This is a genomic window from Gallibacter intestinalis, assembly GCF_014982745.1.
In the GTDB taxonomy this organism is placed as follows: Bacteria; Bacillota; Clostridia; order Peptostreptococcales; family Anaerovoracaceae; genus Gallibacter; species Gallibacter intestinalis.
The window spans coordinates 56,221-73,752 of the sequence record NZ_JADCKA010000003.1 but is presented as its reverse complement, the minus strand read 5'-3'; the positions used below and the strand labels follow the sequence as shown (position 1 = coordinate 73,752).

The window sequence follows — 17,532 nt, the reverse complement described above, 5'->3', positions numbered from 1 at the left end:
GTTATATCCCGTTTCCGGGCTTCATGTCCAAGACGGTTATTAGCTTCCCTGCCGTTTCATTTTACCGCTACGCAAAAGGCGTACAGGGTTATTCTCCACCGGAGCGTCTATTGCCCGTCCCGCGAGGGCATCAGCTTTTATCGCAAGATTATTCAGTGCTGCAACTTGAACTTGACGGTTTCCGTCTTCTCCCCATACATCACTGTATGGGAATAGCTACCTCCGTAAGCTATCGTTTACGGATTTCACTAAACTTCCATCACACCTCGGCCGATGAGTTACATCGTCTTCACCGAGTTGACGCAAATAAGTTCAATCTTCTGACTATCTACAGTTTAAATCAAATAAAGGCTTTTGTCATTTAACACAAAGTTCAATAGATGTTTCTGCAATATTTCCAAAAAGTCAGAAGAGGAAAGATTTCCTCTTTCCTCTGTTATCGTATCTATTCTATTTTCACCGTAAAGTTCGAGAAGTGCTATAAGCGAGTCCGCCTGTGGCAATCCTTCGCCCCTCTCCCATTTGTAGATTGACTGAACGGTACCAAGCTGCATATACTGTCGCACTTCTTCAACTGTCAGTCCGTTTTTTATCCGCAGCTTTCTCAGGTTATTGCCGATCACTTTAAAATCATATTCGGGTCTTACCTTCATGATGACCTCCTTTTGTTCTGAGAAATAACCGACTACAACAATATATACGCTTTACGGTCAGCTGTCAATGAACTTGAAGTTTAATTATATATTTCTTCGTATTTTTTTACGATTGAAATTGTGCGTGAAATAAGTGCATTTTGATTCAATTTGATTAAATACGATTGTTTCTTTTATGTTTATATTTGTTTAACTAAAAAGGACGCCAGATATAGCGTCCATACTCGTTTATAAGCGCGAACTCGTTCCGAAAAAAGAATAGTTCGATGCTTCCTGTTCTTTTGATTTAGCAAATAACCCTTATTTTGATACAATGCACCCCTTTGGCTTTAGGGGTGCATTGTATTATGGGAGCATTAACTAAACGAGAAATTATTTAACATATTTCTTTTTTTGACCGTAAATCATAGCACCAGTCAAACCGCAGACTGCAATGAACATGAGTGTAATCCACAACATCATGTTGCTGTTGTCGCCGGTCTGCGGTGACTGGGTATCGTCGGAGGCAGGTGCAGCCTTGATGGTAAACTCTGTTTCGGCTGTTCCTGTTTCGGAAACGATTGCCAGCGTGTGTTTACCTACCGACAGGGTTTCCAGATATTCCGCTTTCAGGGTAACTATGGTGCTGCCTTCCTTGACCGTGTAGTTGGAAGCGTCCAGGTCTTTGCCGTCTACCTGTACCTTCTGGAAATCTGCAAAAGTGGCGTTGGAAGTAAAGGAGAGGCCGTCCTTTGTGCCTTTCTGCCATGTACCGTTTGCTCCCTCAATGATAACCGCCTTGAAATCGGGATCAATTTCACCGCAGACGGTGCATTTGCCGTTATCATAGCTGTGGCCGGTGGCTTCTATCACCGTATCGGCAAGCTGGATTTCCGTCTCGGCATTTTCATCGCTGAAATACTTGTCGCAGGTGTCGCAAGTCCAGTATTCCTTGTTGCCGTCCTCGGTGCAGGTCGGCTCTTTCGCATCTGTCTTCTTCAGCTCGTGACCTGTGGCCGGGACGGATACCTCCTTCGTATCTGTGTAGGTTTGACCGTTAAATTCAACTGCCGCCGTATAAGTGGTTACGCCGCTTTCCGTACAGGTTGCAGGAGTTTTTACTGCTGATGTAACGCTTACCTGCGGTGTTTCCTTATGTTCCGGGTTGTTTTTACAGGTAAAGGTCACCGTACAGCTCGTTCCGTCCTCTGACCAGTTCCACTCCGGCTCGCCGTAGCTGTGCTCGCCTGTCACATTTTTATCCGTATTGCTATATATATATGTCCCTATACTGTCGTATGGACATTTGAATTTTTTAACCTTGTATACGGTTTCTCCCGAAAACTGCGGTAATCCTACGCCGCAGGTCTGGTAAAAAGCTTGGGTGCCGTCTACTGCGCCATTATTAAGCAGCCATGCCGCCTCGCCGGAGGCGAACTCGTCGGCGGTTTTGGATTGAGCGTTTGTGTCGCCTGGGAGGTTGCCGATGCCGCAATCCGCTGTGCCCGCAAGCCAATAGCAGTTTTGTGTGGTGTCGCCTCTATTATAGCCGCACACGCCGCCGGCATAAACAGTACCGTTTGAGCTTGTGCCGCTGACATCTCCTGTGTTGTAGCAGTTTATTATGGTGGCGCTGTTCCCATTAGCACCGCACACGCCGCCGGCATAAACATAACCGTATGAGCTTGTGCCGCTGACATCTCTTGTGTTGTAGCAGTTTATTATGGTGGCGCTGTTCTCATTAGTACCGCACACACCGCCGACAAAAACATATTGTGTGCCTTCTCCGCTGACATCTCCTGTGTTGTAGCAGTTTTGTATGGTGCCGCCGGCATTATCACCGCACACGCCGCCGGCATTAACAGGATTAAATGTGCTTGTGCTTGCGCCGCTGACTTCTCCTGTGTTATAACAGTTTTGTATGGTGCCAGTATTCCAACCGCACACGCCGCCAGCATAAACATAACCGTATGAGCTTGTGCCTGTGCCGCTGACATCTCCTGTGTTGTAGCAGTTTTGTATGGTGCCAGTATTCCAACCGCACACACCGCCGGCATAAACATAACCGTATGAGCTTGTGCCTGTGCCGCTGACATCTCCTGTGTTGTAGCAGTTTTGTATGGTGCCAGTATTCCAACCGCACACACCGCCGGCATAAACACGATTGCCTGAACAAGTGATTTTGCTGTCCGCAAGGCTCAAATTTTTGATTGTGCCGCCTTCGCCTATATAGCCGAATAAGCCGGCGTATATAGTATTATCGGATTGTATGTCCACACTAAGTCCTGTAATGGTGTGTCCGCCGCCGTCAAAGATGCCGTTGTATTGGTTACTGTCATTTCCGATTGGCGTCCAGTTCGTGTCGATGCTTATGGTAATATCCGCTGTCAACACGGCGCAGGCGGTAGTTTCTCCTGCGTTTACTTTTGTCGCAAATTCGTAAAGCTCAGACGCTGCTGCGATTTCGTAGGGATTTTCCTTTGTGCCTTCCCCATCCATAGCAAAAGCATTTGCAGGAAACATAACAAGTATCATCATGAGCGATAACAATACCGTCAATGCGCTTTTAAATGATTTTTTCCTCATAAAACTTCCTCCTTCATTCCGGGCTCCATTGATTTGCCTGACCGAAACGCATTTTTTCATGGTCGCAAACGCCAAATAATGGGTTTTCTTTTTGCGGATAGCAGCGGCAAGGAACTGCAATCCATACCGGCTGGGGTTTCGTTTGGATATCGGGATTATTTTCAACAAACAATACTGTTATCCCCCCTCACCGCCTTGCTGCAAGGGCAACAAGGCTGACAAATAAACCGGGCGCACCCCGCCCGTTTCAGAACGGGCGGAATATGCCTTGAAGAAATATGCAACTTTGCTCTTGACAAGAAAAAAGGGCAGAATTATGCTTGGCTGGCTGGCTGGCTGGCTGGCTGGCTGGCTGGCTGTTAGCATTGTCCTCCTTTTCTTATCCATTGCCAAGACCTCGCTTTACATATAGTTATACACATTTATCATATCACAAAAGTTGCTTTCTTTCAAGGTTTTACGGCACTAAATTGTAAATTTCCCGAAACTTTTTTGTAATCATATATGGTGAGACCGAATTACTGAAGAAGGAGCTTGACTACATTATAACGATTACCCCCACAAAAATAACGATTAACAATCTTATAACGATTACTTTACGGTCAACAACCGTATAGATACTAAAATTCCTGCCACAGAAGCTGTCATGGCAGGGATTGTTTTCTGTTCGAATGTTCAGAAAAGCTGAAAAGCCCCATAAAACAGGCAATAAATAAGAACCGTGACCTTGATACGCATTGTATCAAAATCACGGTTCTTATTTGGTGGAGATGAGGGGAGTCGAACCCCTGTCCAAATACACTTTCACAAGAATTTCTCCGAGCGCAGTCGATGTCTTTTTAAATTCGCCTCATGGAAGGCTCAGCGACAAGCCCGCCTTTCAACTATCCCGTTATTCCCCTGTGCTGCCGGGAATTCACACAGAGTTTTCCTGCATAATGACGCCGAACATCCTCCCCTGCAGGTGAGAGAGGGTCGACGCGCGCGCTGCGTTAATTAGGCAGCAAATGCGAGTTTGTTGTTATTTTTAGCGTTTATATTTAACGTGCGCCTTTTTACGTATATAGCGCAATCTACGGCTCGCTTATCCGGCTTCCGCATATCTGTCGAAACCTTTACATCCCCATATTTGATTACAATCAGTATTCTCGCCTTATGGCTCTGTCCATTCTGCGCTTGGCATCCTTTTGAGCTATATCGGCTCGCTTATCATAGAGTTTTTTACCCTGTGCAACACCGATTTCCATTTTGGCCAGTCCTGATTCATTTATATACATCTTCAGAGGTACTAGGGTCTTTCCCTTCTCTGAAGTCTGTGTCTCTATTTTCTTTATCTCTCTTTTGTTAAGCAATAGCTTTCTTTCCCTTAAAGGATCCACATTGAAGATATTTCCTTGCTCATAGGGACTTATATGCATTCCTATGATAAACACTTCGCCATTTATAATTTTGGCATAGCTTTCCTTGATGTTAACCTTGCCCTGTCGCACGGATTTAATTTCCGTTCCAGTCAACACAATTCCCGCTTCATATGTATCCTCTATGAAATATTTATGCCTCGCCTTCTTATTATTGGCGACAAGTTTTCTTTCCTTCTTCATTAGGGTCTTCCTATCTCACTTAGCGGCCACAGTCTCACGAACACCTCACCGGTCACTTCTTCGATGTTAACCGTGCCAAAATATCTGCTGTCGGAGCTGTTTTCTCTGTTGTCTCCCATGACAAAAACCTGGCCTTCAGGTATTACAAGATTTACATAGCCTTCTGTTATCGCTCCGCTTTTTATATAATCCTCATATTGAAGTTCACCGTTTATATATACATTGCCATCATGAATCTCCAGATGATCTCCTGGAATCGCAATAACTCTCTTGATGTACAAGCTGTCTTCAGTGCTTTCATGGTGAGGGAATACTATAATATCGCCTCTTTCCGGCTCGCCGAATGTGTATGATTGTCTGCTGATAAGCAGATAATCGTCATCCTGTAATGTCGGGTTCATGGAAGCGCCTTCCACTATAATCGGTTTTACAAAGAATCCAATCAACAGCACGATAGCTACGACTATGATTAAAACTTTAATGACATCCTTTATCTTCAGCTTCTGTCCGTCATTTTCATTTAATTCTTCTAATTCTTCCGAATCAAGCAGTTCTTCTCGCTCTTTCATTTCTCATTCTCTCTCATTTATATCAATAAATCAATTAACTATCAGTTTAATCCGCCAAAATCACTTAGCGGCCATATACGCAATACGGCTTTGCCTATTACGGTCTTTTCATCGATGGCACCCAGTTCTCTGCTGTCACGGCTTACTTCCCGATGATCTCCCAGCACATAAAGCTTTCCTTCCGGCACTTCAAAATTATATACCTCTCCAGTGCATTCTCCATATATATAATCTTCTTTAATTTCCTGCCCGTTTCTGTACAGCTTGCCGTTGGAAATCGTTATTATATCGCCGCCCGTGCCTATAACCCTTTTAATAAGATTCATGGGCTTGCCGTTATCATCCTCAAGCTCGCTTTTAAAAACTATTATATCTCCCACCTGAGGATCGTTATATAAAGCCTTGCTTAAAAGCAACACATCGCCATCGTTTACCGTAGGCTGCATACTGTGTTCCCTAACTGCTGTAGGACCCACGAAAAAAAGTATTGCACCTGCTATAGCTGCAGCGATTACGATTTCCTTTAGGAACTCCTTTGCAAAGCTTTTTTTATTTTTATCCTTATTTTTACTTTTCTCGGTTTTCGTTATTTCTTTTTCCGCGTTTTCTGCTTCTGTCTGCTTTCTTTCTGCTCTCATTACATATCCTTAATATTCGCCAAATATATCTCTTACTATTTTATCAAGTCTTGCCGGAAGTCTATCGGTTATTATCTTTCCATCTATTATCAATCTGTATGCGTGAAGGAACTGAGTACTCAGTCCATACTTTTTCTTTATAACGTCATTAACCTTGCTGTCACCGTATTTTGCATCACCGATTACCGGATAACCGCTATGAGCCAAATGAGCTCTTATCTGATGAGTTCTTCCTGTTACAAGCTCCACTTCAATCAGCGTGTACCCTTTCGCCGTCTTTAACGGCTTTGCTATAGTCACAATGTTCTTACCCTCATCGCCTACGGTTACGGTATTGTTCTTTTCATCCTTGGTAATGGCTCCGGTCAGTTCCATGGGCTTTTTCATTTCTCCCGAAACTACCGTCAGATAGTATTTTTCTATCCTTTCCCTATCCTTTACCATCTTATTTAATTCTTTTAAGGATTCCGCATTTTTCCCAAAAATAACAAGCCCTGTGGTGTTTCTGTCCAGCCTGTTTACAGGACTTGGCGTAAATGTTGACGATGCCGATGGGTCAAACTTTCCGGTGCTGATAAGATAATCCACCACCTGATTGGCAAGGTGATTTTTCTTTTCTCTGCCATCACCGTGGGTGAGAAGTCCAAAGGGTTTGGATACAATCAGCATATTGTCATCCTCGTATACGATTTTAAATTGTTTTTTTGCTGCGACTCGTTTTTTCTTTCCCTTGAGCGCTTCTAATTCATCATCGGATATATAGAGTTTTAAGATTGCACCTTCCTGAAGGATATCCTTCTCCTTAGCGCGTTTTCCGTCAACCTTAACATCCTTTCTTATCATTTTGTATATCTGCCCCAGGGAAGCATTAACCAGGTATTTTCTAAGAAATCTGTCCAGTCGCTGCCCGGCATCATTTTTTTCTATGCGAAATTCTATCATAAAGTTTATTATACACTAAATTTCACAGGATTAACACATATTATAAAATAAAGATATTGTCATGGAATCAGCGTTATTTTTATGGTATTATATTATGAGGTGAAAAGGAGAGAATAACATGGAAAGATTTAAAGATTTTCTTTACAATAAAAATGATATCGTAGTGGCAATAGTAATACTTGCCATCGCTCTGACTGTTATAGCCTTCAGAGTTATGGATATAATGAAATACCCTGCCGAAAGAGCTCAACAGCAGGCCGATGCCGTTCAGAGCGTACAGCAGCAGGATGAACAGACAGACAGCGAAGCTGCAACTGATAACAATGCTGCTGAGGAATCAGACGATGAAGCAGCTTCCGATGAAAACGCAACAGAAGAAGACGCACAGTAATATAGGAGGTTTAAAATGGCTCTTGTAACTACAAAGGAAATGTTTGAAAAAGCCCTAAAGAGCGACTTTGCCGTAGGTGCCTTTAATGTAAACAACATGGAAATCATACAGGGTATCGTGGAAGCCGCTGCCGAAGAAAAGGCTCCCCTTATACTGCAGGTATCCGCCGGAGCAAGAAAGTATGCTAAACCGGCATATCTGATGAAGCTGGTAGAGGCAGCAATCCTTGATACAGGCCTTGACATCTGCCTGCATCTTGACCACGGCGAAGATTTTGAAATTTGTAAAAAATGCGTAGACGACGGCTTTACTTCCGTAATGATAGACGGTTCTAAGCACCCATTCGAAGAAAATATCCGTCTCACAAAGGAAGTTGTTGAATATGCTCACGCCCACGGCGTTGTTGTAGAAGCTGAACTTGGTAAGCTTGCCGGCGTTGAGGACAACATCAAAGTTGATCAGAAGGCTGCCACTTACACCGACCCAGAAGAAGCTGCAGAATTTGTAGAAAGAACAGGCGTTGACTCTCTGGCAATCGCCATAGGTACAAGCCACGGCGCATACAAATTCTCTGGAGATCCGAGCCTGGATTTTGAAAGACTGAAAAAAATTCACGAAATGATCCCTAATACACCGCTAGTGCTTCATGGAGCGTCAACAGTGCTTCCTGAATTTGTTGATAAGTGTAACGCTTATGGCGGCAGCATTCCAGGAGCTAAGGGTGTGCCAGAGGATATGATTACAGAAGCTGCAAAGCATGGTATCTGCAAGGTAAATATCGATACAGACCTTAGACTGGCAATGACAGCAGAAGTAAGAAAATATCTTCAGGAAAATCCTTCGGACTTTGACCCTAGAAAATACCTTGGACCTGCTAGAGATGCCATCAAAGCTATGGTGCAGCACAAGATTAAGAATGTGCTTAAGGCATCCGGTCAGAGATAAGATTTGTCTATACAATACAAACATAAAAATGCAGGATATTTCAAAAGTCCTGCATTTTTAATTTCGTTATTGCGACGCTTTTATTTTCCAGAAAATCATTTTAAGCTATAAATCATATTTCTTCAAAATCTTATCTTGATACATGATATATATTTCATCTAATTCATTTAATCCAAAGTCACTAGTAAGTTCATCAATTGAGTAAGTAATAGCATTATTATTAGATAAACTTAAATCTATTTTTGAAATAAGATGAATCTCTATTGCATTTTGATTGTGAATTGATGCACTCAATGATGCCCCTGCTAAACTTTTATAAAACGGCAAGTCTGTTTCTATTGTAAGAATATCTTTATCAACGGTTATCTCTTTAATATAATTTTGATCGCTTATATCTGAAAATTGATATTTTCGATAGCAGATATAGCTTGAACAACAAACGATTGCAACAAGAAATAAACATATTCCAATCTTCATTATTCGTTTTCTTGCTATGCCATTTTTCCCTTTTGAAAGGCTTGAAAATGGTATTTTTAAAACCTTCGATAACTCAATCAGAGAATTAACATCTGGAATATTTCTGCCTGACTCCCAACTTGCAATGGTACTTCTACTTACATTAAGTTTTGTCGCAAGATCTTCTTGAGTCATATTTTGATGTTTTCTGGCTTCTTGTATTCTATTTCCTATATTCATTATGCACCTTGTTATTGCAGTGTGTTACGAAACGTAACATTACCAATTAAGATAAAAACATTGTTTCAAAATAAATAATATGATAATTATACTTTAACAGAATTATATATTAGTTGTTATTAAAAGGAAATAGAGCAATGTTAAAAAGGAAAATTTTAGTAACCATCATTATTGTCAGTTGTATATTAATGAACTATCAATTAATTATTTCAACTGCTAATACAAAAAATATAAAAAGCGCTGCACTTACAGAGACGGAGATCGAAATTAAAAGTTCTGAAAAGCCAACAAGATTATGGAATATACAGAATTTAGGGAAATATACTTTTAGTTGCGGAAGCAACAATAATACTTATTGGTATTCTGATTATAAACTATTTGGAAAAACAACTTATCAAATATTTATTAACAACAAAGGTAAAAACGATTTAACTATAATGTGTGAAAATGGATCTAACGTATATTTGCTAAGAACAATACAAAGTAAAACATCTGAATACTTAACATTAACTAATATGAGTGCATCTACTCAATTTTATATCAAATGCAGAGGCAGTAATATGACAGGATATATAAAATAATCCAATGAAACAAAATGCTGTTATAAAGAAGAAAAGGCAATTTATTAATAATAGAAAAGAGGTGAGTAAAATGAAAAATAATAAAAAAATTAATATTTTGTTAGCAGTCATTATGATTTTTACAATAACAGTTGTTCCTACTAATGCTACAGTACATGTTCAAAAAGAAGAAACAATAGAAACAAAACTATTAGATAAAATCGTGGATAGTGGCTTATCGCAAGAATCAATTGATTCTAAAACCATAAAAAAAATATCAAGTAAAGAAGCTAAAGCTATTGTTAATTTTGAGGACGATTCAAAAAAATATATTGATAAATATAATGTTTACATAATTGAAGATCTTAGTAAACCAAGAGTAAATGAAAAAACTGCTACATTAGTTACGGATATTTATCTAACAAATGAAGGCATGTCTAAGTTGGGTATTAATCCAAAAGCAGGGGGTGGCTCATTATACAATGAATCGCAATGTGGACGCGTAACTGGTTATGTAAAAGTATGGTATACCAGCAAAACATTTAATGGAATTGAAGCAAAAAAGATTACCCAAATAGGATCAAAATTAACATACGTGCCAGGTGGCGTAACTGTAAGAAGCTTAAAGGCTGTATACTATGGAGTAGGCACATACTATACATCTTCAGGGTATAGTCCTGATGATGGTGGAATAATAGAATATGTAAGGGAATGGCCTCTATCTACTAGCAGTATCACTACATTGAAAACTAAAGATACATCATCAATAGACAGATACTATAATACTAGAGGAGCTGGCGGTGTACGAGGAAGTACAAGAGTGACATACGGCGGAACTACACCAAATTCACAGTTCACTTATCAAGTAGATTTGGATATATGTCATTTTATTCAATAATATCCATTAAAAGAATTGAGGTGAAATGATGGGCAAAAAGAACTATAAACTGAGTACAATGATAATATTATTCATTGCAGCTATGATAATTTATCCATTATGTATGTTCTGGTATTCATCAATACATAATAGATTTCAACAATCCTTTGAAGTAAGTTTCAATGGATATGAGAAAGTTGTACTATTAAATATAATTGCAAATATTGTTTCTGCATTGATAATCATTTTTATAATATGGACAGTAATAGAAATAATTAAATACAATTATAAAGTTGGCATTCTTCCCATAGTAATAACAATTTGTATAGAATTTATACAATGCTTAATCTTCTTTACTGGAGGAACAACATTTTATAATATTCTTATGTTTTCTAGACTCCCTAATTATATGAGTGGCATTGCTATTATTATGTGTTTCTCAATAATTTACACCATATATGTATCAAGACATCAAAAGAAAATACAATAGAACTGATTTATTACAAGACGGATACCAAAATGGCATCCGTCTTTCTTGATATACATATTAAATTTCATTCATAGCTGCTGTTTCTTCTATCATGTTCTTTTTAAGTTCCCAAAGATCATGGCTCAAATCCACATAATATGTCTGTGGATTTTCAAATCTAAGCATTTCATCCCAAAGGGCATCTACCTGCTCTGCGCAGTGCTGTTTTATCTCTTCCACAGAAGGTCTCTCGTATACTAACTCGCCTTTGTCAAAGAGCTGCACTCTCAGATCCTTTGCTACGAAATTGGATATTTTCTTTCTCTTCCACACATTGCGAGGGTCAAAGATTTCATATCCGTCCCCTTCAGGTCTAGGTTCCCCTACAAGGGTTATCAGATCGGCAATAGCCCTGTTTGTATCCTTATCGTAAAGTCTATATAGCTTTTTAAATCCTGGTATTGTAATCTTTTCGACATTTTCAGATACCTTGATTTTAGGAATCATCTTGCCGTCCTTTTCCACCGCTGCCAGCTTGTACACGCCACCGAATACTGGCTGTTCTTTAGCTGTTATCAGTCTTTCACCTACACCAAAGGAGTCGATGCAAGCTCCTTCAAGAAGAATATCCTGTATCAGATATTCATCTAGAGAATTGGAAACCACGATCTTGCAGTCCTGCAATCCCGCATCATCCAGCATCTTTCTTGCTTTCTTTGTGAGATATGAAATATCTCCGCTGTCTATTCTTATACCCATTGATTTAGGCTTAAGTTCTTTAAATACCTTGATAGCGTTTGGCACTCCGGATTTAAGCACATTATATGTATCCACGAGAAGCGTACTGTTGTCCGGATATATTTCACAATACTTTTTAAAGGCTTCATATTCGCTAGGGAACATCTGCACCCAGCTGTGGGCCATTGTTCCGAGAGCTGCCACACCGATATCTCTGTCGGCTATTGTACATGCCGTACCGGCGCATCCACCTATATATGCCGCTTTAGCTCCAAGTATTGCAGCAGATGGGCCCTGGGCTCTCCTGCTTCCAAATTCCATTACCGGTCTTCCTTTGGCTGCTCTTACGATTCTGTTTGCTTTTGTCGCTATAAGAGACTGATGGTTTACCAAAAGCAGTATCATCGTTTCAACGAACTGTGCCTGTACCACCGGCCCTCTTACTGTAATAATAGGTTCCCCCGGGAATACTGCAGTACCTTCTGGCACCGCCCATACATCACAACTAAACTTAAAGTTTTTAAGATAATCTAAAAATGCCTCCGAGAACATATTTTTATTTCTCAGATATGTTATATCTTCATCTGTAAACTTCAGGTTTTCAAGATATGATATCACTTCATCTATGCCACCGAGAATTGCAAATCCACCGTTTTCAGGTATTTCTCTAAAAAACATATCGAAGTAAGCGATATCTTCTGCCATGCCGGATTCCAGATAACCGTTTGCCATGGTTATTTCATAAAAGTCTGTCAGCATGGTCAGATTTCTGTTGTCAATCATTTTTTAATACTCCTGTTCTCTAATCTCATCTTTTCATTAGGTGTACAGACACCTCCCTAACAGTATAACTCAAAATCCCGAAAAATCAACCTTTTCGAGCTAATATCCTTTTAAGATACTGTCCTGTATAGGATTCTTTGCAAGCAGCTATTTCCTCAGGAGTACCCTCAGCTACAATAGTTCCGCCTCTAAAACCACCGTCCGGACCTAAATCTATAATATGGTCCGCTCTCTTTATAACATCGAGATTATGCTCGATTACAACCACGGTATTTCCCGCATCAACCAGCTTATCCAACACATGATTGAGCTTATCCACATCTGCGAAATGCAATCCTGTCGTAGGCTCATCAAGTATATATATATTGTTCCCTGTATTTTTCTTTGAAAGTTCCGAAGCTAGCTTGATTCTCTGGGCTTCACCTCCAGACAGCTGCGTTGAAGGCTGCCCCAGCTTGATATATCCCAGACCTACTTCTTCTAAGGTTGTCAGCTGTCTGTTTATTGCCGGAATATGCTCAAAAAATTCAAGGGCTTCAGATACCGTCATGTCTAAAACTTCAAAGATGTTCTTACCCTTGTATTTCACTTCAAGGGTTTCCCTATTATATCTTTTTCCTTTACATACTTCGCAAGGAACATATACGTCCGGCAGGAAATTCATCTCGATCTTGATAATACCATCGCCGCTGCAGGCTTCGCATCTTCCGCCTTTTACATTAAAGCTGAATCTGCCTTTGTCGTATCCTCGCATCTTAGCTTCCGGTACTTTGGCGAAAAGATCTCGAATATGTGTAAAGACACCTGTATATGTCGCAGGATTTGATCTCGGAGTTCTTCCTATCGGCTCCTGATTTACATCCACCACTTTATCCAGATGTTCTGAACCGGTTATCTTTTTATGCTTTCCCGGTCTTAACTTTGCCCCATTAAGTCTGTTGGCGAGTTCTCTATAGAGAATGTCATTTACCAAGCTGGATTTACCAGAGCCTGATACTCCGGTTACACAAACGAATTTCCCCAATGGAATTTTTACATCTATGGATTTAAGATTGTTTTCTGCAGCTCCTTTAATTTCAATAAAATTGCCGTTTCCTTCACGCCTGTGCTCCGGAATCTCTATTCTTTTTTTGCCGGAAAGGTATTGTCCCGTAACCGATCTTTCACATTTCTTAATGTCCTCAGCCGTTCCAACGGCAACCACCTCACCACCGGCGGTGCCCGCTCCCGGACCTATATCCACGATATAATCTGCAGCATACATAGTATCCTCATCGTGCTCGACAACAATTAAAGTATTGCCTATATCTGTCAGGTCTCGCAAGGAAGCCAGCAGCTTGTCATTATCCTTTTGATGGAGGCCAATGCTAGGCTCGTCAAGTATATAAAGCACACCCACAAGGCTTGAGCCAATCTGCGTGGCCAGTCGTATTCGCTGAGATTCTCCTCCAGACAATGTTGCCGATGCTCGAGAAAGTGTCAAATAATCCAGCCCCACATCAATAAGGAAGCTGAGCCTTGATTTTATTTCCTTTACAATCTGCCTTGCTATGGCCGCATCTTTTTCAGAAAGCGTAAGGTTGTCTATAAAGTCATAGGCCTCTGCCACAGACATATCCGACAGCTGAGCTATATTTATTCCACCCACAGTCACCGCAAGCACCTCATCTTTGAGCCTTTTCCCGTGGCACTTTGGACATTCCGCCTCAGTCATATATTTTTTAATTCTTTCCTTCATAAACTCCGAATCCGTCTGCATAAAGCGCCTTTCAAGATTCGGAATTACACCTTCAAATTCATCGCTTCTATGTGAAAGGGCGCCAGTCCTTCTGCTGACATAATCGTATTTTATCTTCCTGCCGTTAGTTCCGTAGAGAAGCTCCTTCTGAAGTTTTTTTGGAAGGTCCTTAAAAGGCATATAGACATCTGCACCGTATTCTGCAGTCAGCGCATCTATCATCTGTCTGTAAAATCTGCCGTCATCCATTGAAGCAAAGGCATTTCCGAACACTCCGTCATATATACTCATGCTGTCATCTTCTATGAGCAAATCCGGGTCTATTCTCTGAAGGAAGCCAAGGCCATTACATTCAGGGCACGCGCCAAATGGGCTGTTAAAGGAAAACGTTCTCGGCTCCATTTCTTCGATGCTCACCCCATGTTCCGGGCATGCCAAAGAAGTTGAAAACATCCTTTCAACGGTTTCTCCGTCTTTAGAAATGATAACATTGACAAGACCGTCTCCGTGACTTATGGCCAGTTCGCAGGCTTCACCCAGTCTGCCTTCAACACCTTCTCTTACTACAATTCTGTCGGTTACTATTTCAATGGTATGTTTGAAAGTCTTTTCAAGCTTTATCTCGTCTTCATCCAGAGAATACATTTCTCCGTCAACCCTAACTCTTGTAAATCCTTCCTTTTGGATTCTTTCAAACACCTTTTCATAGGTTCCCTTACGCTGTCTTATTACCGGTGCCAAAACAGTCAGTCTTGTCTTTTCACCGTACTCCATAAGGGCATCCACAATCTGATCAACGGACTGGGATGTTATTTCTCTGCCGCACACAGGACAGTGAGGAACACCGATGCGGGCATACATCAATCTCAGATAATCGTGAATCTCTGTTACGGTTCCCACCGTCGATCTTGGATTCTTGCTTGTAGTCTTTTGGTCGATTGATATGGCAGGCGAAAGTCCTTCTATATATTCCACATCCGGTTTGTCCATCTGTCCTAGAAACTGCCTTGCATAGGCGGAAAGGCTTTCCACATATCTTCTCTGACCTTCCGCATAAATAGTATCAAAGGCTAGAGAACTTTTACCTGAGCCGGAAAGTCCTGTCAGCACAACAAATTTGTCCCTTGGAATTACCAAATCTACATTTTTAAGGTTATTTTCATTTGCTCCTTTTATTATCAAATCCTTTTGCATTTACTTTCTTTCCCCTTACATTTTTGCTCTATACTCAAATACCATATCTCTGAGCATAGCAGCTCTTTCAAACTGCAGGTCTGCAGCAGCTTTTTTCATTTCCTTTTCCAGCTTCTTTACATAATCCATAAGCTCTTTCTTTGTCATTTCAACAGGTTTCTTATCCGACATATCCTCCTCCGCCGGTTTTGTAGCTTCTATGACATCTCTTACGGATTTCTTTATAGTCTTTGGAGTAATACCGTGTTCCTTATTGTATTTCTGCTGTATCTCTCTTCTTCTCTTAGTTTCATCAATTGCAGCCCTCATTGCAGGACTTATTTCATCGGCATACATGATAACGCGACCTTCAGCGTTTCTCGCAGCTCTTCCCACGGTCTGAATCAAAGAAGTTTCATTACGCAAAAATCCTTGCTTATCCGCGTCCAATATCGCCACCAGACTCACCTCTGGAATATCCAAGCCTTCCCTCAGCAGATTGATACCCACCAGCACATCAAACTGATCCATTCTCAAATCCCTGATAATCTCAAGACGCTCCAAGGTGTCCACCTCGCTGTGAAGATACCTCACTCTGATGCCTGCATTTTTCAGATAGTCAGTCAAAGCTTCTGCCATCTTTTTTGTGAGGGTAGTGACAAGCACTTTATTTCCCTTATCTGCCTCTTTATTGATTTCACCGATAAGATGGTCAATCTGCCCTTCGCTCGGCACAACGGTTATATCTGGGTCCAGCAAGCCTGTCGGTCTTATAATCTGCTCTGCGGATATGCCACCGGATTCATCCTTTTCATACTGAGCCGGTGTGGCGCTGACATACATTATCTTATCCTTTATCCCCTCAAACTCTTCAAATTTAAGCGGTCTGTTATCCAATGCTGACGGCAGTCTAAAGCCGTACTCCACCAGCGACATTTTTCTTGATCTGTCTCCGGCATACATAGCTCTGAGCTGCGGAAGCATAACATGGGACTCGTCGATTATTATAAGAAAGTCGTCCGGAAAATAATCCAAAAGAGTGTATGGCCTTACTCCCGGTCCCAAACCGTTAAGATGCCTTGAATAGTTTTCGATTCCCTTACACCGTCCGATTTCCCTGAGCATTTCAATGTCGTATCTTGTACGCTGCTCAATTCTTTGAGCCTCAAGAAGCTTACCTTCCGATTTAAAATAGGCTACTCTTTCGTCAAGCTCCTCAGTTATGCTCTTGATGGCCTTTTCCATCTTCTCATCGGTAGTTACATAATGGGATGCAGGATAAATAGCCACATGATTCCTCAACCCTATAACTTCACCTGTTACAGGATTAATCTCCTTTATACTTTCCACTTCATCGCCGAACAATTCAATCCTAACAGCGCTATCCTCACCTGCAGGGAAAACATCTATAATATCTCCACGAACACGGAAAGTACCTCTTTCAAAGGCGATATCGTTTCTGTCGTACTGGATATCTACCAGCTTTCTGAGGATTTCTTCACGACTCTTTTCCATCCCCGGTCTTAAGGAAATTACCTGATTTTCGTAATCCACTGGCGAGCCCAGACCATATATACATGAAACAGAAGCCACTATAATTACATCTTTTCGTTCAAACAAGGCTGCAGTTGCAGAGTGTCTCAGCTTTTCAATTTCCGCATTTATATCGGAATCCTTTTCTATATATGTGTCTGTAGAAGGGACATAAGCCTCCGGCTGATAATAGTCGTAATAGGAGACAAAATATTCCACTGCGTTATTTGGAAAATACGCCTTCATTTCACCGTGAAGCTGAGCAGCCAGCGTCTTATTGTGAGAAATTATAAGCGTTGGCTTATTAAGCTTTGCTATGACATTTGCCATGGTAAAGGTTTTACCTGAACCAGTTACTCCCAAAAGCGTCATGGCTTTTTTGCCGTCAAGAAATCCCCCGGCTATTTTATCAATGGCCTGGGGCTGGTCTCCCATCGGTTTATATTCTGATACTAATTCAAAATGATCCATTTCTCTTTCCCCTGTTTAGGATATTTTCATCATTATTCTTTATATTATATCATATTACATGTTCACTCTCAAACATATGTTCGAAGAGCCTAATATTTCAAGCAGCCAAAGCATTAAAAATTGCATCTCTGGCACTATTATCATGTACCAAAGATGCAATCCTTTCAAACGTTTTTTTAATTTTCACAAA

General features: G+C 40.9%; 15 protein-coding genes and 1 other RNA gene. 4 read left to right on the top strand and 12 right to left on the bottom strand.

From position 1 onward, the window contains the following. Positions 1–335: 335 nt before the first annotated feature. From INF20_RS03005 to INF20_RS02970, 8 genes are all read right to left on the bottom strand, one after another. A complete protein-coding gene (locus tag INF20_RS03005; protein ID WP_226384912.1) occupies positions 336–653 on the bottom strand; it encodes a helix-turn-helix domain-containing protein in 318 nt (105 codons plus the stop codon). A 372-nt stretch (positions 654–1,025) separates the two neighbouring features. After that, complete coding sequence (locus INF20_RS03000; RefSeq protein ID WP_226384911.1) at positions 1,026–3,218, bottom strand: GLUG motif-containing protein; 2,193 nt, start codon at positions 3,216–3,218, stop codon at positions 1,026–1,028. Between the two features lie 177 nt (positions 3,219–3,395). After that, on the bottom strand, positions 3,396–3,605 hold the full coding sequence (locus INF20_RS02995) for a hypothetical protein (protein ID WP_226384910.1): 210 nt from the start codon (positions 3,603–3,605) through the stop codon (positions 3,396–3,398). 375 nt (positions 3,606–3,980) lie between these two features. Next, positions 3,981–4,343, bottom strand: a transfer-messenger RNA (tmRNA) gene (gene ssrA, locus INF20_RS02990). 14 nt (positions 4,344–4,357) lie between these two features. Further along, the gene (gene smpB, locus INF20_RS02985; protein ID WP_226384909.1) at positions 4,358–4,819 is read right to left on the bottom strand and encodes an SsrA-binding protein SmpB; all 462 of its coding nucleotides are present in this window, start codon (positions 4,817–4,819) and stop codon (positions 4,358–4,360) included. Next, a complete protein-coding gene (gene lepB, locus INF20_RS02980; protein WP_226384908.1) occupies positions 4,819–5,388 on the bottom strand; it encodes a signal peptidase I in 570 nt (189 codons plus the stop codon). Before lepB (INF20_RS02980) ends, smpB begins: the two co-directional genes overlap by 1 nt. Positions 5,389–5,429: 41 nt before the next feature. After that, entirely contained in the window at positions 5,430–6,026 is a 597-nt protein-coding gene (gene lepB / locus INF20_RS02975) for a signal peptidase I (RefSeq protein WP_226384907.1), read from the bottom strand. Positions 6,027–6,035: 9 nt separating this feature from the next. Further along, entirely contained in the window at positions 6,036–6,968 is a 933-nt protein-coding gene (locus tag INF20_RS02970) for an RluA family pseudouridine synthase (protein ID WP_226384906.1), read from the bottom strand. Between the two features lie 118 nt (positions 6,969–7,086). Here INF20_RS02970 and INF20_RS02965 point away from each other — a divergent pair, with 118 nt between their 5' ends. Both INF20_RS02965 and fba read left to right on the top strand, forming a co-directional pair. Continuing rightward, a complete protein-coding gene (locus INF20_RS02965) occupies positions 7,087–7,359 on the top strand; it encodes a hypothetical protein (RefSeq protein WP_226384905.1) in 273 nt (90 codons plus the stop codon). A gap of 15 nt (positions 7,360–7,374) precedes the next feature. Further along, complete coding sequence (fba, locus tag INF20_RS02960) at positions 7,375–8,304, top strand: class II fructose-1,6-bisphosphate aldolase (RefSeq protein WP_226384904.1); 930 nt, start codon at positions 7,375–7,377, stop codon at positions 8,302–8,304. A gap of 105 nt (positions 8,305–8,409) precedes the next feature. On the opposite strand, the gene INF20_RS02955 is transcribed toward fba, so the two are convergent. Beyond that, on the bottom strand, positions 8,410–9,000 hold the full coding sequence (locus INF20_RS02955; protein ID WP_226384903.1) for a helix-turn-helix domain-containing protein: 591 nt from the start codon (positions 8,998–9,000) through the stop codon (positions 8,410–8,412). A gap of 137 nt (positions 9,001–9,137) precedes the next feature. Between INF20_RS02955 and INF20_RS02950 the strand changes: the two genes are divergently transcribed. Then, positions 9,138–9,581, top strand: a complete 444-nt coding sequence (locus INF20_RS02950) for a hypothetical protein (protein ID WP_226384902.1) — start codon at positions 9,138–9,140, stop codon at positions 9,579–9,581. Positions 9,582–9,651: 70 nt separating this feature from the next. Beyond that, on the top strand, positions 9,652–10,458 hold the full coding sequence (locus INF20_RS02945) for a hypothetical protein (RefSeq protein WP_226384901.1): 807 nt from the start codon (positions 9,652–9,654) through the stop codon (positions 10,456–10,458). Between the two features lie 526 nt (positions 10,459–10,984). On the opposite strand, the gene INF20_RS02940 is transcribed toward INF20_RS02945, so the two are convergent. The 3 genes from INF20_RS02940 to uvrB all read right to left on the bottom strand — a co-directional run bounded on the left by INF20_RS02940 (position 10,985) and on the right by uvrB (position 17,342). After that, positions 10,985–12,427, bottom strand: a complete 1,443-nt coding sequence (locus INF20_RS02940; RefSeq protein WP_226384900.1) for a nicotinate phosphoribosyltransferase — start codon at positions 12,425–12,427, stop codon at positions 10,985–10,987. 85 nt (positions 12,428–12,512) lie between these two features. Further along, the gene (gene uvrA, locus INF20_RS02935; RefSeq protein ID WP_226384899.1) at positions 12,513–15,359 is read right to left on the bottom strand and encodes an excinuclease ABC subunit UvrA; all 2,847 of its coding nucleotides are present in this window, start codon (positions 15,357–15,359) and stop codon (positions 12,513–12,515) included. Between the two features lie 15 nt (positions 15,360–15,374). After that, positions 15,375–17,342, bottom strand: coding sequence for an excinuclease ABC subunit UvrB (uvrB, locus tag INF20_RS02930; protein WP_226384898.1), 1,968 nt, complete (start codon positions 17,340–17,342; stop codon positions 15,375–15,377). Between the last annotated feature and the right edge of the window lie 190 nt (positions 17,343–17,532).